This is a genomic window from Cellulosimicrobium sp. BMG9.23 (assembly GCF_059159985.1).
Genome location: NZ_JBZGBZ010000011.1, coordinates 63,446 through 88,009 on the forward strand (window position 1 = coordinate 63,446; position 24,564 = coordinate 88,009).

Sequence of the window (24,564 nt, forward strand, 5' to 3'; positions counted from 1 at the left end):
TGTGGTTCGGGTGATCGTTGGTCGCCAGGCCGCGGTGGTTCCCCGGACGCGCGCGCGTCCCGTCCACCACCGCTCGTCCGTCGCCTCGCCCACGCCCCCGACGGGGTTCCGCCGTCACGTCCGCCGCTCGGTCGTCTCGCCACCACGTGGCACAGACCCGGCCGGTGCTCCGCCGGCGACCGCCTCAGGCGGTGGGCAGGTGCCAGTCGACGGGGGCGGCGCCCTGGGCGACGAGGAGCTCGTTGACGCGCGAGAACGGGCGGGAGCCGAAGAAGCCTCGCCGGGCGGAGAGCGGGCTCGGGTGCGCGCTCGCGACGACGGGGGTGTCGCCGAGCATCGGGCGCAGCGTCGCGGCGTCGCGGCCCCACAGGATGGCGACGAGCGGGGCGTCGCGCGCGACGAGGGCTCGGATCGCCGCCTCCGTGAAGGTCTCCCAGCCCTGGCCGCGGTGCGAGCCTGGCTCACCGGGTCGCACGGTGAGGACCCGGTTGAGGAGCATGACGCCCTGGTCGCTCCACGCGGACAGGTCGCCGGTCGCGGGGAGCGGGGCGCCGACGTCCTCGGCGAGCTCGGCGAAGATGTTCTGCAGGGACCGCGGCACGGGGCGCACGTGGGGCTGCACGGAGAAGGACAGGCCCATCGGGTGGCCCGGGGTGGGGTACGGGTCCTGCCCGACGACGAGCACGCGCACCTCGGCGAGCGGGCGCGAGAACGCGTTGAGGATGGCCGACGGCGCGGGCAGGTACTCGCGGCCCGCGGCGACCTCCGCGCGGAGGAAGTCGCCCGTCGCGTGGAGCTGGGGCTCCACGGGCGCCAGGGCCTCGGCCCAGTCGGGCGCCATGACGCTCGCGAGCGGGGGACGGGTCGTTCCGGGTGCGCTCTCCACGAGCACCGAGCGTAGCCCGCGCCCGGCGGGGACGAATGACACCGGTGTGGTTCGCTGCGTACCCTGGGGACGGTCCGGCCCTCGCGCCACGACGAGGGCGGCCTGTTTCGGTGACGAGAAACGTGCACGACGGGAGGGAACCATGAGCGAGGCGGCACACGTCCTCGAGGGACCCGACGCGACCGCGCCCGACGGGAGCGACGACGCGGCGTCGGGACTGAGCGCACGCGACCGGGAGATCCTCGACTTCGAGCGGCAGTGGTGGAAGTACGCGGGCGCCAAGGAGCAGGCGGTGCGCGAGCTGTTCGACCTGTCGGCCACCCGGTACTACCAGGTGCTCAACGCGCTCATCGACTCGCCGGCCGCGCTCGCGCACGACCCGATGCTGGTCAAGCGGCTGCGACGCATGCGTTCCACGCGCCAGCGCGCCCGGACCGCGCGCCGTCTCGAAGGCCTCTGAGGCGGGGCGAGCCGTGAAGAACCGGCGAACCGGACGTTTAGCCATCCGCCCCGACCGGGCTACCCTGTCGCCGTGACGAAGAGCCGCTACCCCTACGCGCCCGACGAGTTCGACGCTCCCGCGCCGCAGGGTGCGCCCGTCGGCGTGCACCGTTCGCCCCGCACCCGGTGGAGCAAGACCTGGCCGTTCCTCCTCGTGGCCGTGGTGTTCGCCGGGCTCGCGTACGGCGGCTTCACGCTGCTGTCGGACGGGAGCGGCGAGGCGCCGCCCCAGGCCGAGTCCACCGATCCGGCTGCGGGCTCGACCGAGACGCCGACCGACGCCGCGACCGAGACCCCCGCCGAGACGGAGGAGACGCCGGCCGAGACCGCGGAGCCGCCGGTCGAGGAGACCCCGGCCGCCCCGGACATCGACGCGCTCATGGCAGTGGCGGACCCGAGCGCGCTCGTCCGCGTGATGAACGACGGAGGGGGCGACGGTGCCGCGGGCATCGGCAAGGGCGCGCTCGACGCACGGGGCTTCACGAACACCACCGCGGAGGACTTCCCCGGCGAGTCCGGCCAGACGGGCAACGTGGTCTGGTACACCGAGAACCGCGGTGACACGGCGGCCGCCGTGGCGGCCGTCCTCGGCATCCCCGCGGAGCAGGTGACCCAGGAGACGCTGCGGTCGGGCGACGTCATGGTCGTCATCACGACCGAGCTCACGCCCGCGCCCTGACCTGGCCCGCGTTCTCCTTCCGTCGACCAGCCGTCGCCGCTAGGCTCGCCGTACCACGAGGCGGCGGTCGTCCCGTGGGTGACGACGCACGAGGAGATCTCGATGGCTCAGGGCACCGTGAAGTGGTTCAACGCCGAGAAGGGCTATGGGTTCATCACCCCGGCCAGCGGCGGTCAGGACCTGTTCGTCCACTTCAGCGCCATCCAGTCCGACGGCTACCGGTCCCTCGAGGAGGGGCAGGAGGTCGAGTTCGAGCTCGGCCAGGGCACGAAGGGACCGCAGGCCGAGCAGGTGCGGCCGCTCTGATCGTGCAGACGACCGTGCTGCCGAGGGTCTGACCGGGCGCGCGTGGTGGAGAACCTCGATGCGGTCGTCGTGGGCTCGGGTCCGAACGGTCTCGCGGCAGCGGTGACGCTCGCCCGTGCGGGGTTGTCGGTCCGTGTGCTGGAGGCGCAGCCGACGATCGGCGGCGGCGCGCGGACGCTCGACCTGGGACTGGCGGACGGGCTCGTGCACGACGTGTGCTCGGCCGTCCACCCGATGGCCTGGGCGTCGCCGTTCTTCGAGGCGTTCGACCTCGGGGCGCGCGGGGTCGACCTCGCCGTCCCGGAGGTGTCGTACGCCCAGCCGCTCGACGGCGGCCGGGCCGGCATCGCCTACCACGACCTCGACCGCACGGCCGAGCGGCTCGGCGGGCCCGACGGCGCAGCCTGGCGGGCGCTGCTCGGTCCCCTCGCGGAGGGGTGGCGCGACGTCGCCGCCGTCGCGCTGGGCGACAAGCGCTCGGTGCCGGGCCGCGTGCTGCGGCCGGAGGGCGCCGCCGTCGCGGCCCGGTTCGGCGCGGCGGTGCTCGAGCAGGGCAGCCGTGCGTGGGGCCGTCGCTTCGCGACCGAGGAGGCCGCGGCGCTGCTCACCGGCGTCGCCGCGCACGCGATCACCCCGTTGCCGTCGCTCGCAGGTGCGGGGACCGCGCTGCTCCTCGCGGCGCTGGGCCACGCCCCGGGCGGCTGGCCGCTCCCGCGCGGCGGATCCGGCGTGATCGTCGCGGCGCTCGTCGAGGACCTGCGCGCGCACGGAGGTGAGGTCGTGACCGGGCACCGCGTGACGTCCCGCGCCGACCTGCCCCGGGCCCGGGCCTACGTGTTCGACACCGCGCCACGCGTCGTCGCCGACGTCTTCGCCGACGGTCTCGCGCCGCAGGCGGCCGCTGCGCTGCGTCGGTTCCGGCACGGCGACGCCGCGGCGAAGGTCGACCTCGTGCTCTCGGGACCGGTCCCGTGGGCGGACCCCGAGGTGGGCCGGGCGGGCACGGTGCACGTCGGCGGGACGCGCGCGGAGATGGCGTTCGCCGAGTCGGAGGTCGCGGCCGGGCGCCACGCGCAACGGCCGATGCTCCTCGTCAGCGACCCGACCGTCGTCGACCCCGGGCGCGGCGCCGGCGGGCTGCGGCCGCTGTGGACCTACGCGCACGTGCCGGCCGGGTCGACGCGTGACGTCACGGAGGACGTCGTGGCCCAGATCGAACGCTTCGCGCCGGGCTTTCGCGACGTCGTCGTGGCGTCGCGCTGCGTGCCGGCCGCGGAGATGAGCCGGCACGACGAGAGCTACGTCGACGGCGACATCGCCGGCGGCGCGGTGACCATGTGGCAGATGGTGGCGCGCCCCAGCCTCCGGCTCGACCCGTACGCGGTCGGGCTGGAGGGTGTGTACCTGTGCTCCGCGTCGACGCCGCCGGGCCCGGGCGTGCACGGCCTCGGCGGCTGGTACGCCGCGCGCCGCGTGCTGCGGCGCGAGTTCGACGTCCGCGACGCCCCCGACCTCGGGCCGCGGTAGGAGCCGTCCTACCGCTCGGCGGCGTCCAGCTCGACGAGCGCGAGGACGACGAGCGCGGAGCTCCACGACAACGGTGCGACGGCCGCGGGCGACCCGTCGGCCAGCACCTTCTCCGGGATCGCGCCGGACGCCGTGCGGTGCTCGTCGACCCAGCGCAGCCACTCGCGCGCGTCGGCACGGTCGTCGGCGTCGGACGACGACGCGGCGGTGAGGGCGTAGAGCGTCGTCTGCGGCGTCCAGGAGATGCCGTCCTCACGCCACCCCGCTCCGGGGGCGAGACCCCCGGCCGGTCGCAGCATCTCCGTGACGGACGCCTGCCAGGCATCGTGCGCGCCGTCGAGCGGCTCCGGCTGGAAGGGCGGGAGGACGAACGCCGTCGAGGCGTCCCGCAGGCCGCCGGTCACGTGCCGCGGGTACCCCTGGCTGCCGAACGCGTCCTCGACGGCGGCGCGCAGGCGTTCTGCGGCCCCGGACGTCTGCACGACGCGCGTCCACGTCCCGGCCGTGGCCCCGACGTCGGACGCGACCTCGCCGGCCGCACCGGCCGCACCGGCCGCACCCGGCGCGCCCGTCGCGCCGGCCCCACGGGGTGCGCCCGGTGCGCCCGCCGCGCCTCCTGTCTGCGGAACCCTGCCGAGCCCTGCGCCGTACACCGTCGCGTGGCGCGGCCGTTCGGTCGTGGCCGCGGCCCGGTAGAAGTCGGACGCCGCCTCGAGCCCCGCGAGGAGGGGACCGGCGGTGCCGAGCGTGAGCGACGTCGGCTCGACCTCCCAGTAGTCGCTCGACGCCGGTGGCAGCGCGTCGGCCCCGGCGACGAGCGACAGCGCGTGCGCGGTCGACGCGTCGACGAGGGGACGCAGGCGGGCGACGACGTCGGCCCTGTCCGCCTCGGGGGCCTCGGCGACCACGACGGCCGCCGCCCACAGCGCCCAGCCGGTGCCGTCGGACTGGAGCCCGCGGTCGTCGGGGACGCCGGAGCCGTCCGGCAGGTACCGCGCGTGGAACGACCCGTCTTCCTCCTGCACCTGGGCCAGGAACCCGAGCACGTCGAGGGCGTCGTCGACGTGACCCGTGCGGGCGAGCGCCGCCGCGGTGAACGACGCGTCGCGCGGCCAGACGTAGCGCCACCTGGGTGAGGGGGCGGCCAGCGACGCTCCGTTGTCGAGCACGAGGGCACGTAGGTCGAGCAGCGCGTCCTCGCCCAGGTTCGCGTACGGCCCGCCGGCGCCCGGGACGGTGCCCGCGGCGAGCCAGGCGCGCGAGGAGGCGGCGGCGTCGGCTGCTGCGGACGCGTCGAGGAGCGCTGCGGCGTCGAGCGGTGCGCCCGCAACCTGGGCGAGGCGGTTCGCCTCGCCGTCGGCGGGGTCGACGCCCGCGATGAGCACGGCGGCGTCGAGGCTCGCCGGGTCGAGGACGCGGCTGCCCTCGAGATAGGTCGCGGCGGTGCCGGACGGCAGGCGCAGCAGCGCGCCGGAGGTGACGGCGACCCCGTCCTGGTAGAGGTCGATGTGCTCACCGACCGGTTCGGCGGAGGCGGTCGCCGCGCTGAGCCCCAGGCTCGGGACCAGCACGAAGCAGGCCACCGCACCGAGGCGCCACGTCGCTGTTGCGCGGATCACACCGCGCATCCTAGGGGAGCGTGGCCACGACGTGGACCGGCGCCGAGTTCCGCCTCGGGCGATACGGGGGAGAAGAGCCCTTCGCTGCCTTGCACTCGCAGGGTGCGAGTGCCAATAATGGCGTTAGCACTCTCCCCGTGAGAGTGACAGAAGTGACCAGCGCAGGCAGCCGCTCAGGCGGGTGCCGCGCAACAACACCAGGTCGACAGGTGAGGCCCGCCCCGGCGGCGTGACATGAACGCCGCCCGACGCGGGCCGTCCGTCGCGGGCGCCCGCCGACCGCCGAAAGCCACCAGCGGAGGATCATTCCCCATGGCAAAGATCATCGCCTTCAACGAGGAGGCCCGTCGCGGGATGGAGCGCGGGCTCAACGTCCTCGCCGACACCGTGAAGGTCACCCTCGGCCCCAAGGGCCGCAACGTCGTGCTCGACAAGAAGTGGGGCGCGCCGACGATCACGAACGACGGCGTCTCCATCGCCAAGGAGATCGAGCTCGAGGACCCGTACGAGAAGATCGGCGCCGAGCTCGTCAAGGAGGTCGCCAAGAAGACGGACGACGTCGCGGGTGACGGCACCACCACCGCGACCGTGCTCGCCCAGGCGCTCGTGCGCGAGGGCCTGCGCAACGTCGCCGCCGGCTCGAACCCGATCGCGCTCAAGCGAGGCATCGAGAAGGCCGTCGACGCGGTGACGGAGCAGCTGCTCATCGCCGCCAAGGACATCGAGACCAAGGAGGAGATCGCCGCCACGGCCGCCATCTCTGCCGGCGACCCCGCGATCGGCGAGCTCATCGCCGAGGCCCTCGACAAGGTGGGCAAGGAGGGCGTCATCACGGTCGAGGAGTCGAACACGTTCGGCCTCGAGCTCGAGCTCACCGAGGGCATGCGCTTCGACAAGGGCTTCCTCGCGCGCTACTTCGAGACGGACCCCGAGCGCCAGGAGGCCGTGCTCGAGGACCCGTACGTCCTCATCGTCGAGTCCAAGATCTCGAACGTGAAGGACCTTCTCCCCGTCCTCGACCAGGTCATGAAGCAGGGGCGCTCGCTCCTCATCATCGCCGAGGACGTCGAGGGCGAGGCGCTCGCGACGCTGGTGCTCAACAAGATCCGTGGCACGTTCAAGTCCGTCGCCGTCAAGGCCCCGGGCTTCGGCGACCGCCGCAAGGCCATGCTCCAGGACATCGCGATCCTCACCGGCGGCCAGGTCATCACCGAGACGGTGGGCCTCAAGCTCGAGAGCGCGACGCTGGACCTGCTCGGCCAGGCGCGCAAGGTCGTCGTCACCAAGGACGAGACCACGATCGTCGAGGGTGCGGGCGACGCCGACCTCATCGCGGGTCGCGTGAACCAGATCCGCAGCGAGATCGAGAAGTCCGACTCGGACTACGACCGCGAGAAGCTCCAGGAGCGCCTCGCGAAGCTCGCGGGCGGCGTGGCGGTCATCAAGGCCGGCGCGGCGACCGAGGTCGAGCTCAAGGAGCGCAAGCACCGCATCGAGGACGCCGTGCGCAACGCGAAGGCGGCCGTCGAGGAGGGCATCGTCGCCGGTGGTGGCGTCGCGCTCATCCAGGCCGGTGCCGTCGCGTTCGAGAAGCTCGAGCTCGAGGGTGACGAGGCGACCGGTGCCGCGATCGTGCGCGCCGCGATCGACGCCCCGCTCAAGCAGATTGCGATCAACGCGGGCCTCGAGGGCGGCGTCGTGGCGGAGAAGGTGCGCAACCTCCCGTCCGGCCACGGCCTCAACGCCGCGACCGGCGTCTACGAGGACCTCCTCGCCGCCGGCGTGAACGACCCGGTCAAGGTCACGCGCTCCGCGCTGCAGAACGCCGCCTCCATCGCGGCGCTCTTCCTCACGACGGAGGCCGTCGTGGCGGACAAGCCGGAGAAGAACGCGCCGGCGCCGGGTGGCGACGGCGGCATGGGCGGCATGGACTTCTGATCCACGCCTGACCCGCCTCCCGGTTCCGTCCGGGAGCACCGCAGGACATCGAGGGCCGTCGGCCGGGTTCGCCCGGTCGGCGGCCTTCGTCGTGCCCGGCCGTCGTCGTGCCCGGCCGTCGGCGCCGAACCCCGGGTTGTGTGCCGATCAAGGCCTCTGGATGCGCACAACCCGGAGTTCGGCGGGCTCCCCACGGGAGCGGGATGGCCTGCGTGGCCGCGGAGGCTCGATCCCGGCACGTGGACAGCGCCGCCGACAGCGCGGTACACACGCGTATAACGCGGTGTATACACGCCGGACACATGCGACGGGCAGGATCACCGCCATGCACCTGACACCTGGTGACACCGAGAAGCTGCTGCTCGCCGTCGCGGGCATGGTCGCCCGCGACCGTCGCGAGCGCGGTGTGCTCCTCAACTATCCGGAGACGGTCGCGCTCCTCACCACGTGGGTGATCGAGCGCGCGCGCGAGGGCGTGACCGTCGCCGAGCTCATGGTCTCCGGCCGCGAGGTGCTGGGCCGCGACGAGGTCATGGAGGGCGTCGCCGAGATGCTCCCCGACGTGCAGGTCGAGGCGACGTTCCCCGACGGGCGCAAGCTCGTCACCATCCACCAGCCGATCGCCTGACCGGCGACCCGCGCAGCAGCAGGACGGAGCCGACGATGGCGGGTATCAGCACGAGCGGGCCGGGCGCGATCCGGCTCAAGCAGGGGGCGGAGGACGTGCCGGTCGTCCTCAACGCGGACCGTACCGACGACGAGCGCCTCACGCTCGTGGTGACGAACACCGGCGACCGGCCCGTGCAGATCGGGTCGCACCTCCACCTGCCGGACGCCAACGCGGCGCTGGACCTCGACCGCGCCGCTGCGCACGGCTTCCGGCTCGACGTGCCGTCCGGCACGTCCCGCCGGTTCGAGCCGGGAGCCTCCGCCGAGGTCGAGGCGGTCGCGCTCCGGGGCCGACGCCGCGTGCCCGGTCTCCAGCGCGGCAAGCCCGACGGCGGCCGCCTCGACACCACGACGACCCCGGAGGACTGAGCGATGGTGGCGATCTCGCGCGAGCGCTACGTCGCGCTGTACGGGCCCACGACGGGCGACCAGGTGCGCCTGGGGGACACCGACCTGTGGATCGAGGTCGAGGAGGACCGCACGTTCGGCGGCGAGGAAGCCGTCTTCGGCGGCGGCAAGTCGATCCGCGAGTCGATGGCGCAGGGCTCGACGACCCGCGCCGAGGGCGCGCTGGACACCGTGATCACGAACGCCGTCGTGCTCGACTGGTGGGGGATCGTCAAGGCGGACGTGGGGATCCGCGACGGCAGGATCGTCGCGCTCGGCCGGGCCGGGAACCCCGACGTCGCGGACGGCGTGCACCCGGACCTGCACATCGGGCCGTCGACCGACGTCGTCTCGGGCGAGGGCAAGATCCTCACCGCGGGCGGCATCGACTCGCACGTGCACCTCATCTCGCCGTCGCAGATCCACGAGGCCCTGGCCACGGGGATCACGACCGTCGCGGGCGGCGGCACCGGCCCGAGCGAGGGCACCAAGGCCACGACCGTCACGCCGGGTGCGTGGCACCTCGAGGCGATCCACCGCTCGCTCGACCGGCTGCCCGTCAACGTGCTGCTGCTCGGCAAGGGCAACACCGTGAGCGCGGACGCGCTGCGCGAGCAGGCGATGGCCGGCGCGGGCGGCTACAAGGTGCACGAGGACTGGGGCTCGACGCCGGCCGCGATCGACGCGGCGCTGCGCGCGGCCGAGGACTGGGGCCTGCAGGTCGCGCTGCACTCCGACTCGCTCAACGAGGCCGGGTACGTCGACTCGACGCTGCGCGCGATCGGCGGCCGGTCGATCCATGCGTTCCACGCCGAGGGCGCCGGGGGAGGGCACGCGCCCGACATCCTCACGGTGGCGAGCCACCCGAACGTCATCCCGGGGTCGACCAACCCCACGCTGCCGCACACCGTGAACACCGTCGCCGAGCACCTCGACATGCTCATGGTGTGCCACCACCTCAACCCTGCCGTCCCGGAGGACCTCGCGTTCGCCGAGTCGCGGATCCGCGGCACGACCATCGCCGCCGAGGACGTGCTGCACGACCTCGGCGCCATCTCCATCACGTCGTCCGACGCGCAGGCGATGGGGCGCATCGGCGAGGTCGTGACGCGCACGTGGCAGGTCGCGCACGTCATGAAGGCCCGGCGCGGCGCCGACCCGGGCGGCGCCCGCGGGCCCGCGCTGCCGGCGGACAACCTGCGTGCCCGCCGGTACGTCGCGAAGTACACGATCAACCCGGCCGTCGCGCACGGGATCGACGGCTACGTCGGCTCCGTCGAGCCGGGCAAGGCCGCGGACCTCGTGCTGTGGGAGCCGAAGTTCTTCGGCGTGCGGCCGAGCGTCGTCATGAAGGGAGGCGCGCTGGTGTGGGGCGCGCTGGGGGACCCCAACGCCTCGATCCCGTCGCCGCAGCCCGTCCTCATGCGGCCGGCGCTCGCGGACGCGATCGGCGCGGACGTGTCGATGTCGTTCGTCTCGCCCGCCGCGCTCGACGACGGCCTCGAGGAGCGGCTCGGCCTCGCGCGCCAGCTCCTGCCCGTCGCCGACACGCGCGGCGTCGGGAAGGCGCAGATGAGGCTCAACGACTACCTGCCGCAGATCGAGATCGACCCGGAATCGTTCGCGATCGAGGTCGACGGGGAGCTCGTCGTCCCCGCGCCCGCCGACCGGCTGCCCCTCGCGCAGCTCTACTCGCTGTTCTGAGCCGTGGACGAGACCCAGGAACCGGCCCGCACGTCGAGACGTGAGCTTCTGCCCCGGATCGAGCCGGATCAGGGGCGGGAACTCGCTTCTCGGCGGGCCGTGGACGCGGCGTCGGACGCGGGTTCCGCGGGGGACGGGCGGGCCGAGCTCATGCTCGCGCTGCTCGCGGACGCGCGGCTCCCGACGGGCGGGCACACGCAGTCCGCCGGGCTCGAGCCCGCGCTGCGGGCCGGCATGGACCCCGCGCGCGTGCCCGACTACGTGCGTGCGCGCCTCGCGACCGTGACGTGCGTCGAGGCGGCGACGGCGGTCGTCGCGCGGCACGCGGTGCTCGCAGGTCTGCCCGACGACGCGGGGTCGCCACGCGGGCCCGCCTCGCCGTCGTCCGTGCCCGACGACGCGTGGTCGCCCGCAGCCGACGCCCTCGCCGACACGTGGCGCGCCTGGGCCGCTCGGACGCCGTCGCCCGCGCTGCGCGAGACGTCGCAGCGGCTGGGCCGCGGGTACCTGCGGCTCCTGCGCCGCCTCTGGGCCGGGCATCCGGGCGTCGTCGCGCTCGACCAGGCGGCGCGCCTCCTCGCGGCCGAGCAGACGGCCGTCGCGGCCGGGTCACCGCGCGAGCGCGCGGCGACCGGTTCGCCGACGCGCGAGGGCGAGCGGGCGGCGTCGGGCCGGACGCGTGCGCCGTCGCCGCCGCGGCCGCTCGTGCTGGGCGTGACGGCCGCGTGCGCGGGCCTGTCCGCGCTGCAGGTCGCGCGCCTCGTCGGGTACGAGGACGTGCAGACCGTCGCCGCGGCGACGCTCAAGCTCGCTCCGGTCGACCCGGTCGACGCGACCGGCTGGGTCGTCGCCGCCCAGCCCGCGATCGACGCGCTGGCCCACGACGTCGCCCACCTCACCGACCCCCGCGCGATCCCCGCGCACGGCGCACCGCTCGTCGAGCAGTGGGCCGAGACCCATGCCCGCACCACCGAGAGGCTGTTCAGTGCCTGACATCCTGACCGACCAGAGCACCACCCCCGCCGCGCCGTCCACGAGGTCTCTGCGCCTCGGGGTCGCCGGCCCCGTGGGGACCGGCAAGAGCTCGCTCATCGCGCTGCTGTGCCGCGAGCTGTCCGGGGTGCTGCAGCTCGGCGTCATCACCAACGACATCTACACCGACGAGGACGCGCGCTTCCTACGGTCCGCCGGCGTGCTCGACCCGGAGCGCATCCGCGCCGTCGAGACGGGCGCGTGCCCGCACACCGCGATCCGCGACGACGTGACCGCGAACCTCCTCGCCGTCGAGGACCTCGAGGAGGACTTCGCGCCGCTCGACGTCGTGCTCGTCGAGTCCGGCGGCGACAACCTCACGGCGACGTTCTCGCCGGCGCTGGTCGACGCGCAGATCTTCGTGCTCGACGTCGCGGGTGGCGGCGACGTCGCGCGCAAGGGCGGTCCCGGCATCGCCCGCGCGGACCTCCTCGTCGTCAACAAGACGGACCTCGCGCCGTACGTCGGCGTCGACGTGCCGCAGATGGTCGCCGACGCGACGGCGGCGCGCGACGGCGGTCCGGTGCTCGCGCTCTCTCGGGTCGACCGGGAGTCGATCGACGCGCTCACCGCGTGGCTCCAGGTGCTGCTCGCGGAGCACCGCGCGGGCAGCCACGTGCCGCAGGACCCGGGGCCCATGGCGCCGCACTTCCACGCGGACGAGGACGGCAACGGCTTCCTCCACACGCACGACGACGGCGACGCCGGTCACGACCACGCGCACGACGACGCGCCGACCGGCGCGCGCGGCTGACCTCGGCCGATCGGGAGGGGACCGGATGGACGGCACGACGCGGGTCGGGGTGACCCGGGCGGCAGGGCGCGTGCGCTGCGACCTGCGTCCCGGAGCGCTCAGCGCGCGCGTGCTGTCGACCGGCCCGGGCGTCGCTCGGGTCGCGCTCGTCGCCACGCGCGCGCTCCTGCTCGGCGGCGACCACGTGCGCGTCGAGGTCCACGTGGGGGACGGCGTCGAGCTCGAGCTCGTGGAGGTCTCCGGCACGGTCGCCTACACCGGGCGAGGCCGCGCGGCGTCGTGGACCGTGGACGTCGTCGTGGAGGACGACGGCCTGCTCGTCTGGGACGCGCTGCCGTTCGTCGTCGCGGAGGGGGCGGACGTCGCGCGGAGCACGGACGTGCGGCTCGGCGCGGGCGCCGTCGCGCTGCTGCGCGAGACGCTCGTGCTCGGCCGGACGGGCGAGACCGGCGGCCGGGTGCGGTCGAGCACGCGCGCCGAGCACGGGGTGCAGCCCGCGCTCGCAGCGGATCCTCAGCACGACGCCGGTGAGATCTCGCCGCCGGGCCGGTCGTACCCCGCGTGCCCCGAGCCCGCGCGCGAGCTGTTCGTCGAGGATCTCGACCTCGGCGCGGACCGATCACTGCCTGGGATCCTCGGCACGGCGCGCGTCGTCGACTCCGTGCTCCTCCTCGGCGCGCGGCCCCCGGTCGCGCACCCGGACGACGCCGTCGCCGGGCGGCACCCGTTGCGCCTCGACCTCGACGGGCCCGGCGCCGTCGCGCGTCATCTCGGTGCCAGCACGCACGACGCCGGCCTCGACGCCGTCGTCACCACGTGGGCCGCGGCGGCGCGCGCCGCCCGCGCGGCCTCGATCCACGACGGCGCCCCCGACCCCGATCCCGATCCGGACAAGAGCAGCATGCTGCAGACGACAGGAGCCTGACATGCACGTCCCCGACCACTTCCTGAACGACCCCACGTCGGCGACGACCGCCGTCGTGTCCCTCGCCGCCGTCGGGTACGCCGCGTACCGCGCGCGGGCCGACCTCACGCCGGGGCGCGTCGCCCTGACCGCCGCGACCACAGGCCTCGTGTTCGCCGTGCAGATGCTCAACTACCCGGTCGCGGCAGGCACGAGCGGGCACCTCATGGGCGGGGCGCTCGCGGCGGCGCTCGTCGGGCCGTGGCTCGGCATGCTGTCCGTCACCCTCGTGCTGCTCGTGCAGGCGCTCGTGTTCGCCGACGGCGGGCTCAGCGCCCTCGGGACGAACGTGCTGCTCATGGCCGTGGTCGGCACCCTCGTCGGCTGGGCCGTGACGCGCGGGGTCCTGCGCCTGACGCGCGGTCGCTGGTCGCCCGCCGCCGCGGGGGCGGGCGCGCTCGCGAGCGTCCCGGTGTCGGCGGCGGTGTTCGCCGGCCTCTTCGCCGTCGGCGGGACCGTGCCGGTGCCGGTCGGGGAGCTCGTCGGGCAGATGCTCTCCGTGCACGTGCTCATCGGGCTGGGCGAGGCACTCATCACCGCCGGCGTCGTCGGGCTCGTGCTGGCCGTCGCGCCGGGTGTCGCGGCGATCGAGCCGGTCGCCCGTGCCGCGCGCGGCGCCGTCGTGCCCGACGCCGCGGGGTCGGCCTCCCCGGCCCTGTCGCCGTCGGCCGTCGCGTCCGCCGTCCCTGCTGCCGGTCCGGCGGGGGGCGTCCGCCGGGCCGTCGCCGCGCTCGGTGGTGGTGCGCTGCTCGCCGCGGTCGTGCTCTCGTCGTTCGCGGCCGCCACGCCCGACGGGCTCGAGGCGACCGCGGAGGCCGTCGGGTTCGCGGGCGCCGCACGGGACCACGCGTTCGCCGGGCTGCCGCTCGCGGACTACGGCGAGGTCGGCGGGATCTTCGTCGGGGTCGCCGGGTTCGTGGGCGTCGTGCTCGCCGTCGCGGTGACCTGGGCGCTGCTCGCGGGCGCCCGCCGGGCGCTCGGTGCACGGACGGTCTCTGCACCCGCTGCCTGACACCGTCCGACGACGGCCTGCCGCACCGGGGTGGTGCGGCGGGCCGTCGTCTCTACGTCCGCGTCGTGTCTCCTGGGCGAGGGCGCCCCGCCGCGCGCTGTCAGCGGACCATGCGGATCTCGACGATGCCGCCGAAGCGGTCGTCCGTGCAGCGGGGGCCGTCGGGCTCGAACCCGTTGCGTTCGTAGAAGCGCCGCGCGCGCGGGTTCTCCTCGGCCACCCAGAGCTGCGCCGGACCGGGCGGCACGACGGCGTCGAGCAGCGCCTGCCCCACCCCGGTCCCGTGGTGCTCGGGCAGGACGTACAGCGAGTACAGCTGCACGTCTCTCGCCGGCGCGAAGCCGCCGACCTCGACCGCCGGTCCGCTGATCGCGTGCCCGACCACGACGTCGTCCACCTCCGCGACCACGAGTGCACGGTCCTCCGACGGCGGGGTGGCGAGCCAGCGCTCCCACGACGCCGTGCGCGCCGCGATGGTCGCCGTCTCCCAGAACGACGCGGGCACGAGGTCGGAGTACGTCGCGCGCCACACGAGGTGGTGGACGACGGCGCAGCGCGCTGCGTCGTCGGGGCGGGCAGGTCGGACCAGCACGTGCGCGAGCGTACTGCGGAGCCATCGCAGGGTGCTGCCCGGGCAGTGGCAGTGGCAGTGGCAGTGGCAGTGGCGCTGGCGGTGCTGTCGCCCGTCGTGCGGCGGGGACGGGCGACGACCCGGTTCAGCGCGGCAGCGCCGGGGGCCTACGCTGACGCCGTGCACGACGACGTCACTCCCCGCCGCCCCTGGTACGCCGGTGCCGCCGTCGCCGTCCTCCTCGCCCTCGGGCTCGGTGTCGCGGTAGGTCTCGGCGACGTGCTCGCCGTCGAGGCGACGCCGTCGGTCGCGGCGCCGGAGCACGCCGTCGCGGCCCCGGCCGCCGCGGCGAGGCCCGCGCCCGCGGTCACGACCGTCGTCGTGCCCGACGACTCACTGCGGCTCTCGCTCGCCGCCGACGCCGTCGTCGCCGCCCTCGCCGGGCGCGGCACCGTCGCGACGGTCCGGGTCGCCCCCGCCGCGCCCGGCCCCGCCGCGCCCGGCCCCGCCGCGCCCGGCCCCGCCGCGCCCGGCCCCGCCGCGCCCGACCCTGCGCCGGGCGAGCTGCGGGTGGCCACCGGCGCCGACCTCGGCTCGGACGACCCGGAGGCGTACCGCCTCGCGGCGCTCGGAAGCCCGGGTGCCGGCTCCTGGCGTCTCGACGCGGCCGACGCCGCCGGTGCCGCGCACGGGCTGTACGAGGTGGCGGACCGCATCCGCACCGGACGCGACGCGCTGCCCGCGGGACCGGGAGAGGCGGGGGACGGCGTCGTGCAGGAGCCCGCGCTCGGCATGCGGCTCGTCGACAAGGGCGCGACGGGCATCGAGCCCGACGCGCAGGCCTGGCGCGAGGGCGACCCGTACTCGCACAACGGCGGGTCGTTCGCCGACGCGATCCTGTCCGACGCCCCGTACGTGGACGAGGCCGAGATCGCCGACGACGCCGAGGACTTCCGCGGCTACGTCGCGTCACAGCTCGCGCAGGGGTTCACGGGCGTCGTGATCCCGGGCTTCCTCGAGTACGTGACGTTCGATGGCGTGGGTGACGGCGACGACGTGTACGCCGACGGCGACGAGCACGTCGCCCGCGCCGAGGCGATGCGTGCGAGGTTCGGCCCGATGTGGGATGACGCCGACGACGCCGGCATGGACGTCTACCTGCAGACCGACATGCTCATGCTCAGCACACCGCTGCAGGAGTACCTCGACGCGCGCGACCTCGACGTGCACGACCCCGGGCTGTGGGAGGTGTACGCGGCCGGTCTCGACGAGCTGTTCACCACCATGCCTGCTGTGGACGGCCTCATGGTCCGCATCGGCGAGGCCGGACGGATCTACGACCTGCCGGGCTGGGACTACTGGTCCGAGCTCGCGGTCACGGACGACGCCGCGGTGCAGGCGATGCTCACGGCGTTCACGCGCGTGGCGGAGGAGCACGGCAAGGACGTGATCTTCCGGTCGTGGTCGGTCGGGGTCGGCGCGGTCGGCGACATGCACACGAACCCCGAGTCCTACGAGTCCGTGCTCGCCGGCATCGACTCGCCGTCGCTCGTCGTGTCGACGAAGCACGTCGCAGGGGACTTCTACTCGTGGCTGCCGCTCAACCCGACGCTCGACGTCGGCGACCAGCGGCGCATCGTCGAGATGCAGTCGCGGCGCGAGTTCGAGGGCTTCGGGGCGCTGCCGAACGACCTCGGAGCCGCCTACTCCGGAGCGCTCGAGCACTACCTCGCGGTCAACCCCCACGTCGAGGGCGTGTGGGCGTGGGCCCAGGACGGCGGGCCGTGGAAGGCCGGGCCGATGAGCCTGTACCGCAAGTCCGGGTTCTGGCAGCTCTACGACCTCAACACGTACGCCGCGGCGCGCCTCGCCGTCGACCCGTCCGCCGACCCCGGCGAGATCACCGCCTCGTGGGCGCGCGCGACCTTCTCCGACGACCCGGCGACGGTCGCGGCGGTCGGCGAGGCGATGGCGCTCTCGCGCGACGCGGTGACCCACGGGCTGTACATCGGGGCTTTCGCCGGGAACCAGGTGAGGGCGCTCGGTCTCGAGCCGCCGCCCATGATGTGGATCTTCGAGTGGGACATCGTGTCCGGCGACGCCGCCGCGCTCGACTCGATCACCTCGATCGTGGGGGACCGGCCCGAGGACGTCGAGGCCGCCGTCGCGGAGGGGCGCGACGCCGTGCGGACCGTCGGCCGGATGCGCGACGCGATCGCGGGTACCGACCCGGCGACGTGGCGCGACCCGGCGCTGCGCCAGCAGCTGCTCGACGCGATCGACTACGAGGCGGACCTGTTCACGGTGCTCGCCGACTACCGCGAGGTCGTGCTGCAGCACGGCCGCTGGCTCGCGACCGACGACGGCGCGGCGCGCGCCGCGTGGGCGGACGCCCGGGACCGCTTCGAGCGGTCTCGCTCCGCGCACGTCGCCGCCTACGGCGACGATCTCTACCTGCCCGCCTACACGTTCACGGCGGCCGACCTCGGGCTCCAGCGCGCGGAGCGCGACCTGTCCGTCGCCTGGTCTGCACGCGTGCTCGGGGTCCTGCTCGTCCTCGCGCTGCTCCTGGGGACGGCGCCGGGACAGCGACTCCTCGCGCGGGCCGCCCGCACCCGCGCCCCGGCGGCCGCCCGCACCCGCGCCCCCGCAGCCGACGGTGCCGAGCGCCCGAGCAGGCAGGTGCCCGGCAGTCTCGCCCTGCGCGCGCTGTGGCTCGGCGCGACGCGACCCTGGTGCGCGGCCTCGATCGCCCCGGAGGCCGGTCGCGTCGACCGCGTGGCCGTGTGGGTGCTGCCCGTCGCCGCCGTCGTGCTCAGCCGCGTCGCGTACACGTGGGCGCTGTCCTGGGTGCACCTCGTCGTCGTGCTCGGGGCGTGGGCGCTGTTCGTCGGGGCGCTGCGCCTGACGGTCGGACGCGCCGGGTCGTTCGGCCTCGCGGGCGCGGTGGGCGGAGCTGCGATGCTCCGGACGGTCGTCCTGCTCGCCGCGCTCTCACCGACCGGCCCGGGCGGCTACTGGTACGGCCTGTGGGCGGAGCCCGGGGCGCGGACGGTGTACGTCGTGCTCGCCTTCGCAGGGTTCGTCTGGGTCGGCGTCGCGGCGTGGTTCGCGCTGCGGTCGCTCGGCGCGGGCGTGCTCGGCGCGACCGGCCGCGTGCTCGTCGCCGCCGCGGCCCCGCTCGTCGTGGGCGGGCTCGCCGTGGCCGCGGTCGGTCTCGAGACGACGCTCACCGCCTGGAACGACCAGATGATGGTGCTGCCGTGGGGGCTGTCGCGGATCCTCGGCCTCACGGTGCACCTCGGCGTCCCGGGCGCTCTTCCGCTCGCAGTGGTGGTGCTCGGTGCTGTGGTCGGCGCGCTCGGTGCGGCGGCGTGGTGGTCCGGGCGCGCACGGACCACGGTCGGCGCGGCTCGCTGAACCGGGAGCCGGAGCCGGAGCCGACAGCTGGCGTGACCGGATCGTGACCCTGTGACACGCAGCGTTAACACGAGGGTGAAACCGCCCGAAACACGGCCTCTCTAGCGTCGACACCAGTGGGCACGGTTGCGGACACGTCCTCGTATACGTCCGCGTACACCTGCCCGCGGCACACGGTCCTCCCGCCCCGGAGGCCGCGCCCACCCGCTGAAAGGACCTCCGGTGACACCTTCACGCGCCACGACCCGCCGCGCCCCGGCAGCCGCCCTCGTCGCCCTCACGCTCGTGCTCACCGCGTGCGGCGCGCGCACCGAGAGCGGCGACACGGCCGGCGAGACCTCCGCCGCCGAGAGCTGCGTCGACACCTCCGGCGACACCGTCAAGATCGGATTCCTCAACTCGCTGTCCGGCACCATGGCGATCTCCGAGCAGACCGTCGCCGACTCGCTCGCCCTCGCGGCCGCGGAGATCAACGCCGACGGCGGCGTGCTCGGCAAGCAGCTCGAGATCGTCCAGGAGGACGGCCAGTCAGAGCCCACCGTCTTCGCCGAGAAGGCCGAGAAGCTCATCACGAGCGACTGCGTCGCCGCCGTCTTCGGCGGCTGGACCTCCGCGTCCCGCAAGGCCATGCTGCCGGTCTTCGAGGCGCAGGACTCGCTGCTGTTCTACCCCGTCCAGTACGAGGGCCTCGAGTCGTCGCCGAACATCTTCTACACCGGCGCGACGACCAACCAGCAGATCGTCCCCGCGCTCGACTACCTCAAGGAGCAGGGCACCGAGTCGATCTTCCTCGTCGGCTCCGACTACGTCTTCCCGCGCACCGCGAACAAGATCATCAACGCCTACGCCGAGGCCAACGGCATGGAGGTGCTCGGCGAGGAGTACGCGCCCCTCGGCCACACCGACTTCTCGACCATCGTCAACAAGGTGAAGTCCGCCGGCGCCGACGCCGTGTTCAACACGCTCAACGGCGACTCCAACGTCGCGTTCTTCAAGGAGTACAAGAACGCGGGCCTCGGCCCGGACGCGATGCCCGTCGTGTCGGTGTCCATCGCGGAGGAGGAGGTCGGCGGCATCGGCGTCGAGAACGTCGAGGGCCAGCTCACCGCCTGGAACTACTACCAGACCATCGACAGCCCCGAGAACACCACGTTCGTCGAGGCGTTCCAGGCCGAGTACGGCGACGACCGCGTGACGTCCGACCCGATGGAAGCCGCCTACACGTCGCTGTACCTCTGGAAGGGCATGGTCGAGAAGGCCGAGTCGTTCGACGTTGCCGACGTCCAGGAGGCCGCCGACGGCGTCACGTTCGACGCGCCCGAGGGTTCCGTGACCGTGAACGGCGACAACCACCACATCGCCAAGACCGCCCTCATCGGCAAGATCGGCGCCGACGGTCTCATCCACACCGAGTGGAGCTCCGAGGAGCCCATCGAGCCCGACCCGTTCCTCGAGGGCTACGACTGGGCTGCTGACCTGTCCTGAGGTCCGTGGGTCGGTCCGGCGGGGACCGGGATGTGCGCGCCGGGTCGCCCCCGGCGGGGACCGGGATGTGCGCGCCGGGTCTACCATCCGCCCGCTCGTTCCTCGCGGGCTCCCGCCAGACCCACCACGACTCGGCGCGCACACCCCGGACCCCGCCTCTCCCGTCACGTCGCTTCGTCCGTCACTCCTGCACGACGGCGGTCGTCGGCTCTCCCGTCGGCTCGCCTCGCCCGATGGTCCGCCTGCACGACGGCGGCTCCCGCCTCCGCGTTCTCGGGTTGCATGGGAAGGGGACGCCCGAGGTGACGGGCGAGCGCGGCGGCCGGCGGAGAAGGGGCGGCGGGTCGTGGTGGGTCTGGCGGGAGCCGCGAGGAACGAGCGGCGGATGGTAGACCCGCCGCCCCTTCTCCAGAGGCCGCCGCCCCACCCACAGACCGCCGCCCCACCCACAGACCGCCGCCCCACCCACAGACCGCCGCCCCACCCACAGACCGCCGCCCCACCCACAGACCGCCGCCCCAACCACAAGCCGCCGCCCCAGCCACAACGCCACAGCAACTGCCCACATCGACGCACCGAACCGGAAGGCGAACCGCCCATGGATGTGCTGTTCTCGCAGCTCTTCGCGGGACTGAGCCTTGGCTCCGTCCTGCTCCTCGCCGCCCTCGGGCTGGCGCTCACGTTCGGCCAGATGGGCGTCATCAACATGGCGCACGGCGAGTTCATGATGGCGGGTGCCTACACGGCGTTCGTCGTGCAGGGGGTCGTCGGGAGCGCCGGCGTCTCGTTGCTCGTGGCGCTGCCGCTCGGGTTCCTCGTCGGCGGGCTGCTCGGTCTGCTGCTGGAGGCGACGCTGATCCACCGGATGTACAAGCGGCCCCTCGACACGCTGCTCGTCACGTGGGGCGTCGCGCTGGTGCTGCAGCAGGTCGCGCGCGACGTGTTCGGCGCGCCGAACGTCGACGTGCGCGCGCCGTCCTGGCTGAGCGGGGCGTTCGACCTCTTCGGCCTCGCGGTGCCGAAGACGCGCCTGTTCATCCTCGCGCTGGCTGTCGTCGCCGTCGTCGCTCTGGCGGTCGTCCTCAAGGCGACGCCGCTCGGGCGGCGGATCCGCGCCGTCGTGCAGAACCGCGACCTCGCCGAGGCGAGCGGTGTCTCCACGCGCGCCACCGACCGCCTGTCGTTCTTCATCGGCTCAGGCCTCGCCGGCATCGCGGGCGTCGCGCTCACGCTGCTCGGCTCCGTCGGTCCGACGCTCGGGACCAGCTACATCGTCGACGCGTTCCTCGTCGTCGTCGCCGGCGGCATCGGCCAGATCAAGGGCACCGTCATCGCGGCGTTCGCGCTCGGTCTGCTCCAGGCGACGTTCGAGTACTCGACGACGGCGAGCATCGCCAAGGTGCTCGTGTTCGTCGCCATCGTCGCCTTCCTCCAGGTGCGACCCCAGGGCCTCGTGTCGGTCCGGACGAGGAGCCTCGCATGACCGCCGTCACCGAACGGGCCCAGAGCACGTTCCGCTCGTCCCGAGCCCGCGTGATCGTCGGGTTCGCCGTCGCGGCCGTGCTGCTCTTCGCGGTCGCACCCGCCACGCTCTCGACGTTCCGCCTCGGGCTGCTCGGCAAGTTCCTGTGCCTCGCCATGGTCGCTGTCGGCATCGGCCTCGCGTGGGGTCGCGGCGGGATGCTCACGCTCGGGCAGGGCGTGTTCTTCGGCCTCGGCGCCTACATGATGGCGATGCACCTCAAGCTCGCGGACGCCGCGCAGGTCGAGGGGTCGGGCGGCGTGCCCGACTTCATGATGCTCTACGGCTCCGGCGTCGTGCCGGGGTGGTGGGAGCCGTTCCGGTCGCCGGTCGTGACGATCCTCGCGATCCTCGTCGTCCCGGCCGGCGTCGCCGCGCTGCTCGGCTGGGCCGTCTTCACGCGGCGCGTCCGCGGCGCGTACTTCGCGATCCTGTCCCAGGCGCTCGCCGCCGCGTTCGCGATCCTGCTCATCGGGCAGCAGGCGACGACGGGCGGCACCAACGGCCTCAACGGCTTCCGGTCGTTCTTCGGCTACGACCTCGCCGACCCGGTGAACAAGCGCATGCTCTTCTTCATCGCCGCCGGGGCGCTGCTCGTCATGGTCGCGATCGCGCGCCAGCTCATGGTCTCCCGCTTCGGCGAGCTGCTCGTCGCCGTGCGGGACCAGGAGAACCGCGTGCGGTTCCTCGGATACGACCCGGCGAAGGTCAAGGTCGTCGCCTACGCGGTCGCGGCGCTCATGGCGTCCGTCGGCGGGGCGCTGTTCGTGCCGATCGTCGGCATCGTCTCGCCCGCCGACGTCGGCGTCGTCCCCTCGATCGGGTTCCTCATCGGCGTGGCGATCGGGGGCCGCGCGACGCTCCTCGGGCCGGTGCTCGGGTCGATCGCCGTGAGCTGGGCGCAGACCAGCCTGTCCGAGCAGTTCCCGTCCGGGTGGATCTACGCCCAGGGCGCGCTGTTCATCGTGGTCGTCGCGTTCCTGCCCGGAGGCCTCGCGGAGCTGTTCACCCGGTGGCGTCGCTCGCGCGGTGCACACGGTCCCGACGCCGGTCCCGCCCCGGGCGGCGACGTCACCTCGGGCGCCGGTCCCGACGAGACCGAGCGCACCGCCGTCGACGCACCCTCGGGGAGGGCCTCATGACCGAGCAGCACACCGCACCCGAGGCCCTCGAGGCAGGTGTCGCGGGAGACGGCCTCGACCTGGAGGCGGCCCAGGCCGTCCTCGGCGTCGACGACTCCCGGTTCCGACACGACTATCTCGAGATCCGTGGTTTGCGCGTCGAGTTCGACGGTTTCGTCGCGGTCCAGGGCGTCGACCTCACGGTGACGGCGGGCGACCTGCGCTTCCTCATCGGGCCGAACGGTGCCGGGAAGACGACGATCGTCGACGCGATCACCGGACTCGCGAAGGCGTCGGGGTCCGTCCAGTTCGGCGGCGTCGAGCTGCTGGGGAAGAAGACGCACCGGGTCGCCCGCGCGGGAGTCGGGCGCACGTTCCAGACCGCGAGCGTGTTCGAGGAGCTCAGCGTCCTGCAGAACCTCGACATCGCCGCGGGTTCCGGGCGCGGGCCGCTCACGCTCCTGCGCCGGCGCGGACAGGTGCCCGAGTCCGTCGAGCAGGCGCTGGAGACCGTCGGACTGACGCACCTGCGAGACACCCAGGCCGGGATCCTCGCGCACGGGCAGAAGCAGTGGCTCGAGATCGGCATGCTCCTCGTCCAGGACGCGCGCCTGCTCCTGCTCGACGAGCCCGTCGCGGGCATGAGCCAGGCCGAGCGCGAGCAGACGGGCGAGCTCCTGCAGCGCATCGGCGCCCAGCGGACGGTCGTCGTCGTCGAGCACGACATGGAGTTCCTGCGGGCCTTCGCCTCGTCGGTGACGGTGCTCCACCTCGGGCAGGTCCTCGCCGAGGGCACGTACGCCGAGGTCCAGGCCGACCCGCGCGTGCAGGAGGTCTACCTCGGCAGCGCGGGGGCGACCCGGGGCGCGCGACGACCCGGGCGAGGCGCGCCGGAGGGCGAGCCCGCGGCGTCGGGCACGGGTTCGACCGTGGGGCCGCAGGGCTCCGCGGCCCACGAGGAGGAGGCGTGATGCTCGAGCTCACGGGACTGCACGCCGGCTACGGCCGGACCATGGTGCTGCACGGCGTGGACGTCACGGTGCCCACGGGGGGCGTGGCCGCCGTGCTCGGCCACAACGGCGCCGGGAAGACGACGCTCCTGCGGACGGCCCTGGGCCTGCTCAAGCCGCGCTCGGGCACGGTCGTGCTCGACGGCGAGGACGTCACCCGGCTGCCGACGTTCCAGCGGGTGCGGCGCGGGCTCGCGTACGTGCCGCAGGGGCAGCAGTCGTTCGGCGACCTCACCGCGCGCGAGAACCTCCAGCTCGTCGCGGACATGTCGCGCGAGGGGCCGCGCCGGCTCGACGAGGCGCTCGACCTGTTCCCGGCGCTGCGCGGTCTGCTCGGCCGTCGCGCGGGACTGCTCTCGGGCGGGCAGCGCCAGCAGCTCGCGATCGCCCGGGCGCTCATCACGGGGCCGCGCGTGCTCGTGCTCGACGAGCCGACCGAGGGCATCCAGCCGTCGGTCGTCACCGAGATCGAGGACGCGATCCTCACGCTGACGGACGCGGGCGGCCTGTCGGTGCTGCTCGTCGAGCAGCACGTCGGGTTCGCGCTCGGCGCGGCGAGCGACTACGTCGTCCTGCAGTCGGGGCGGGTCGCCAGCCGCGGGTCCGGGGGAGAGGACGCCGAGGCCGGTGTTCGCGCGGCGATGGCGGTGTAACCCCGGCGGCCGTGTCGCCGGGGCGCGGTGCGGGAAGATGATGGCAGGGCAGGACCACGCACGGGCCGGACGACCAGGAGACCCCGCATGGACATCGTGACCGCGCCGGAGCCGGCGACCTCGTTGCGCGACGCCGTCTACACGCGGCTGCGCGCCGAGATCCTCAACGGCCGCGTCGACCCGCGCGAACGGCTCACCGAACCCAAGCTGAGCAAGCGGTTCGAGGTGTCGCGCACCCCGGTGCGCGAGGCGCTGTCCCGCCTGCTCTCCGACGGGCTCATCGAGCGGACCGACTTCGGGTACGCCGTCGTCGTGCCGAGCCTCGCCGCGCTGCGCGACCTCTACGAGCTGCGCGTCACGCTCGAGCTGCGCGGCGTCGAGCGGATCATCGAGAACCCCGAGCTGCGCTACGACACCGAGGCGCTGTCCGCCGAGCTCGACTACTGGCTCGGGCTGCGCGCCGACGTGCCCGAGCCGGACCCGAGCTTCGTCATGCTCGACGAGCGCTTCCACACCGTGCTGTCGCGCGCGGCGGGCAACGAGCGCCTCACCGAGGCCCTCGTCGAGGTCAACGAGAAGGTCCGCGCCGTGCGCATGTACGACTTCGTGGAGCCCGAGCGCATCCGCATCACCATCGACGAGCACGTCGAGATCCTCGAGCTCGCCCTCGCGGACCGCCTGCCGGAGGCCCGCACGGCCCTGCACAAGCATGTCGGGGAGTCGCTCGCCGTCGTCATGGAGCGTGCGGCCCGGGCGCTGTCGCGCATGGCGCTCGCCGTCTGAGACCCCGCGTCCGACGGTAGC

22 protein-coding genes are annotated in these 24,564 nt (G+C 74.1%); 19 read left to right on the plus strand and 3 right to left on the minus strand.

Annotated features, from left to right (window positions below):
• Positions 1-184 precede the first annotated feature (184 nt).
• Positions 185-886 (minus strand): uracil-DNA glycosylase, encoded by a 702-nt coding sequence (locus tag AC4H2G_RS19050; protein ID WP_494367307.1) that lies wholly within the window; start codon positions 884-886, stop codon positions 185-187.
• Between the two features lie 142 nt (positions 887-1,028).
• Between AC4H2G_RS19050 and AC4H2G_RS19055 the strand changes: the two genes are divergently transcribed.
• From AC4H2G_RS19055 to AC4H2G_RS19070, 4 genes are all read left to right on the plus strand, one after another.
• Positions 1,029-1,346, plus strand: a complete 318-nt coding sequence (locus AC4H2G_RS19055; protein WP_494367308.1) for a DUF3263 domain-containing protein — start codon at positions 1,029-1,031, stop codon at positions 1,344-1,346.
• A gap of 72 nt (positions 1,347-1,418) precedes the next feature.
• A complete protein-coding gene (locus AC4H2G_RS19060) occupies positions 1,419-2,066 on the plus strand; it encodes a LytR C-terminal domain-containing protein (RefSeq protein WP_494367309.1) in 648 nt (215 codons plus the stop codon).
• Between the two features lie 102 nt (positions 2,067-2,168).
• Positions 2,169-2,372, plus strand: a complete 204-nt coding sequence (locus AC4H2G_RS19065) for a cold-shock protein (RefSeq protein ID WP_435737009.1) — start codon at positions 2,169-2,171, stop codon at positions 2,370-2,372.
• A gap of 42 nt (positions 2,373-2,414) precedes the next feature.
• Positions 2,415-3,899 (plus strand): phytoene desaturase family protein, encoded by a 1,485-nt coding sequence (locus AC4H2G_RS19070; RefSeq protein WP_494367310.1) that lies wholly within the window; start codon positions 2,415-2,417, stop codon positions 3,897-3,899.
• Between the two features lie 8 nt (positions 3,900-3,907).
• Here AC4H2G_RS19070 and AC4H2G_RS19075 read toward each other — a convergent pair whose 3' ends face one another.
• Complete coding sequence (locus AC4H2G_RS19075; RefSeq protein WP_494367311.1) at positions 3,908-5,518, minus strand: glycoside hydrolase family 15; 1,611 nt, start codon at positions 5,516-5,518, stop codon at positions 3,908-3,910.
• Between the two features lie 312 nt (positions 5,519-5,830).
• On the opposite strand from AC4H2G_RS19075, the gene groL reads away from it, so the two are divergent.
• The 8 genes from groL (at position 5,831) to AC4H2G_RS19115 (ending at position 13,978) form a co-directional block, all read left to right on the plus strand.
• Positions 5,831-7,456 carry a chaperonin GroEL gene (groL, locus tag AC4H2G_RS19080; RefSeq protein ID WP_494367312.1) on the plus strand — a complete coding sequence of 542 codons (1,626 nt, stop codon included), beginning with the start codon at positions 5,831-5,833 and terminating at the stop codon, positions 7,454-7,456.
• Between the two features lie 325 nt (positions 7,457-7,781).
• Complete coding sequence (locus AC4H2G_RS19085; RefSeq protein ID WP_494367313.1) at positions 7,782-8,084, plus strand: urease subunit gamma; 303 nt, start codon at positions 7,782-7,784, stop codon at positions 8,082-8,084.
• Positions 8,085-8,119: 35 nt separating this feature from the next.
• The gene (ureB, locus tag AC4H2G_RS19090) at positions 8,120-8,494 is read left to right on the plus strand and encodes an urease subunit beta (RefSeq protein WP_494367314.1); all 375 of its coding nucleotides are present in this window, start codon (positions 8,120-8,122) and stop codon (positions 8,492-8,494) included.
• A gap of 3 nt (positions 8,495-8,497) precedes the next feature.
• Positions 8,498-10,216 carry an urease subunit alpha gene (locus tag AC4H2G_RS19095; protein ID WP_494367315.1) on the plus strand — a complete coding sequence of 573 codons (1,719 nt, stop codon included), beginning with the start codon at positions 8,498-8,500 and terminating at the stop codon, positions 10,214-10,216.
• A 99-nt stretch (positions 10,217-10,315) separates the two neighbouring features.
• Entirely contained in the window at positions 10,316-11,209 is an 894-nt protein-coding gene (locus tag AC4H2G_RS19100; protein WP_494367316.1) for an urease accessory UreF family protein, read from the plus strand.
• A complete protein-coding gene (gene ureG, locus AC4H2G_RS19105) occupies positions 11,175-12,002 on the plus strand; it encodes an urease accessory protein UreG (RefSeq protein WP_494367317.1) in 828 nt (275 codons plus the stop codon). The genes AC4H2G_RS19100 and ureG overlap by 35 nt, the downstream gene beginning before the upstream one ends.
• Positions 12,003-12,027: 25 nt before the next feature.
• Positions 12,028-12,927, plus strand: coding sequence for an urease accessory protein UreD (locus tag AC4H2G_RS19110; RefSeq protein WP_494367318.1), 900 nt, complete (start codon positions 12,028-12,030; stop codon positions 12,925-12,927).
• A 1-nt stretch (position 12,928) separates the two neighbouring features.
• The gene (locus AC4H2G_RS19115; protein WP_494367319.1) at positions 12,929-13,978 is read left to right on the plus strand and encodes an energy-coupling factor ABC transporter permease; all 1,050 of its coding nucleotides are present in this window, start codon (positions 12,929-12,931) and stop codon (positions 13,976-13,978) included.
• 100 nt (positions 13,979-14,078) lie between these two features.
• Here the strand turns inward: AC4H2G_RS19115 and AC4H2G_RS19120 are convergent, their stop codons facing one another.
• Positions 14,079-14,570, minus strand: a complete 492-nt coding sequence (locus AC4H2G_RS19120; protein WP_494367320.1) for a GNAT family N-acetyltransferase — start codon at positions 14,568-14,570, stop codon at positions 14,079-14,081.
• 159 nt (positions 14,571-14,729) lie between these two features.
• Between AC4H2G_RS19120 and AC4H2G_RS19125 the strand changes: the two genes are divergently transcribed.
• The 7 genes from AC4H2G_RS19125 (at position 14,730) to AC4H2G_RS19155 (ending at position 24,543) form a co-directional block, all read left to right on the plus strand.
• Entirely contained in the window at positions 14,730-17,969 is a 3,240-nt protein-coding gene (locus AC4H2G_RS19125) for a hypothetical protein (RefSeq protein WP_494367321.1), read from the plus strand.
• 222 nt (positions 17,970-18,191) lie between these two features.
• Entirely contained in the window at positions 18,192-19,454 is a 1,263-nt protein-coding gene (gene urtA, locus AC4H2G_RS19130) for an urea ABC transporter substrate-binding protein (RefSeq protein ID WP_494367322.1), read from the plus strand.
• A gap of 598 nt (positions 19,455-20,052) precedes the next feature.
• Positions 20,053-20,937 (plus strand): urea ABC transporter permease subunit UrtB, encoded by an 885-nt coding sequence (gene urtB / locus AC4H2G_RS19135; protein WP_435736997.1) that lies wholly within the window; start codon positions 20,053-20,055, stop codon positions 20,935-20,937.
• Positions 20,934-22,118 (plus strand): urea ABC transporter permease subunit UrtC, encoded by a 1,185-nt coding sequence (urtC, locus tag AC4H2G_RS19140; protein WP_494367323.1) that lies wholly within the window; start codon positions 20,934-20,936, stop codon positions 22,116-22,118. Before urtB ends, urtC begins: the two co-directional genes overlap by 4 nt.
• Positions 22,115-23,068 (plus strand): urea ABC transporter ATP-binding protein UrtD, encoded by a 954-nt coding sequence (urtD, locus tag AC4H2G_RS19145; protein WP_494367324.1) that lies wholly within the window; start codon positions 22,115-22,117, stop codon positions 23,066-23,068. The genes urtC and urtD overlap by 4 nt, the downstream gene beginning before the upstream one ends.
• Positions 23,068-23,760, plus strand: coding sequence for an urea ABC transporter ATP-binding subunit UrtE (urtE, locus tag AC4H2G_RS19150; protein WP_494367325.1), 693 nt, complete (start codon positions 23,068-23,070; stop codon positions 23,758-23,760). The genes urtD and urtE overlap by 1 nt, the downstream gene beginning before the upstream one ends.
• An 87-nt stretch (positions 23,761-23,847) precedes the next feature.
• Entirely contained in the window at positions 23,848-24,543 is a 696-nt protein-coding gene (locus AC4H2G_RS19155; protein WP_494367326.1) for a GntR family transcriptional regulator, read from the plus strand.
• Positions 24,544-24,564: the final 21 nt, after the last annotated feature.

Coding starts and splice junctions, on each gene's coding strand:
- AC4H2G_RS19055 (WP_494367308.1), top strand. CDS start 1,029: ATGAGCGAGGCGGCACACGTCCTCGAGGGACCCGACGCGACCGCGCCC.
- AC4H2G_RS19065 (WP_435737009.1), top strand. CDS start 2,169: ATGGCTCAGGGCACCGTGAAGTGGTTCAACGCCGAGAAGGGCTATGGG.
- groL (WP_494367312.1), top strand. CDS start 5,831: ATGGCAAAGATCATCGCCTTCAACGAGGAGGCCCGTCGCGGGATGGAG.
- AC4H2G_RS19085 (WP_494367313.1), top strand. CDS start 7,782: ATGCACCTGACACCTGGTGACACCGAGAAGCTGCTGCTCGCCGTCGCG.
- ureB (WP_494367314.1), top strand. CDS start 8,120: ATGGCGGGTATCAGCACGAGCGGGCCGGGCGCGATCCGGCTCAAGCAG.
- AC4H2G_RS19095 (WP_494367315.1), top strand. CDS start 8,498: ATGGTGGCGATCTCGCGCGAGCGCTACGTCGCGCTGTACGGGCCCACG.
- ureG (WP_494367317.1), top strand. CDS start 11,175: ATGCCCGCACCACCGAGAGGCTGTTCAGTGCCTGACATCCTGACCGAC.
- AC4H2G_RS19110 (WP_494367318.1), top strand. CDS start 12,028: ATGGACGGCACGACGCGGGTCGGGGTGACCCGGGCGGCAGGGCGCGTG.
- AC4H2G_RS19115 (WP_494367319.1), top strand. CDS start 12,929: ATGCACGTCCCCGACCACTTCCTGAACGACCCCACGTCGGCGACGACC.
- urtB (WP_435736997.1), top strand. CDS start 20,053: ATGGATGTGCTGTTCTCGCAGCTCTTCGCGGGACTGAGCCTTGGCTCC.
- urtC (WP_494367323.1), top strand. CDS start 20,934: ATGACCGCCGTCACCGAACGGGCCCAGAGCACGTTCCGCTCGTCCCGA.
- urtD (WP_494367324.1), top strand. CDS start 22,115: ATGACCGAGCAGCACACCGCACCCGAGGCCCTCGAGGCAGGTGTCGCG.
- urtE (WP_494367325.1), top strand. CDS start 23,068: ATGCTCGAGCTCACGGGACTGCACGCCGGCTACGGCCGGACCATGGTG.
- AC4H2G_RS19155 (WP_494367326.1), top strand. CDS start 23,848: ATGGACATCGTGACCGCGCCGGAGCCGGCGACCTCGTTGCGCGACGCC.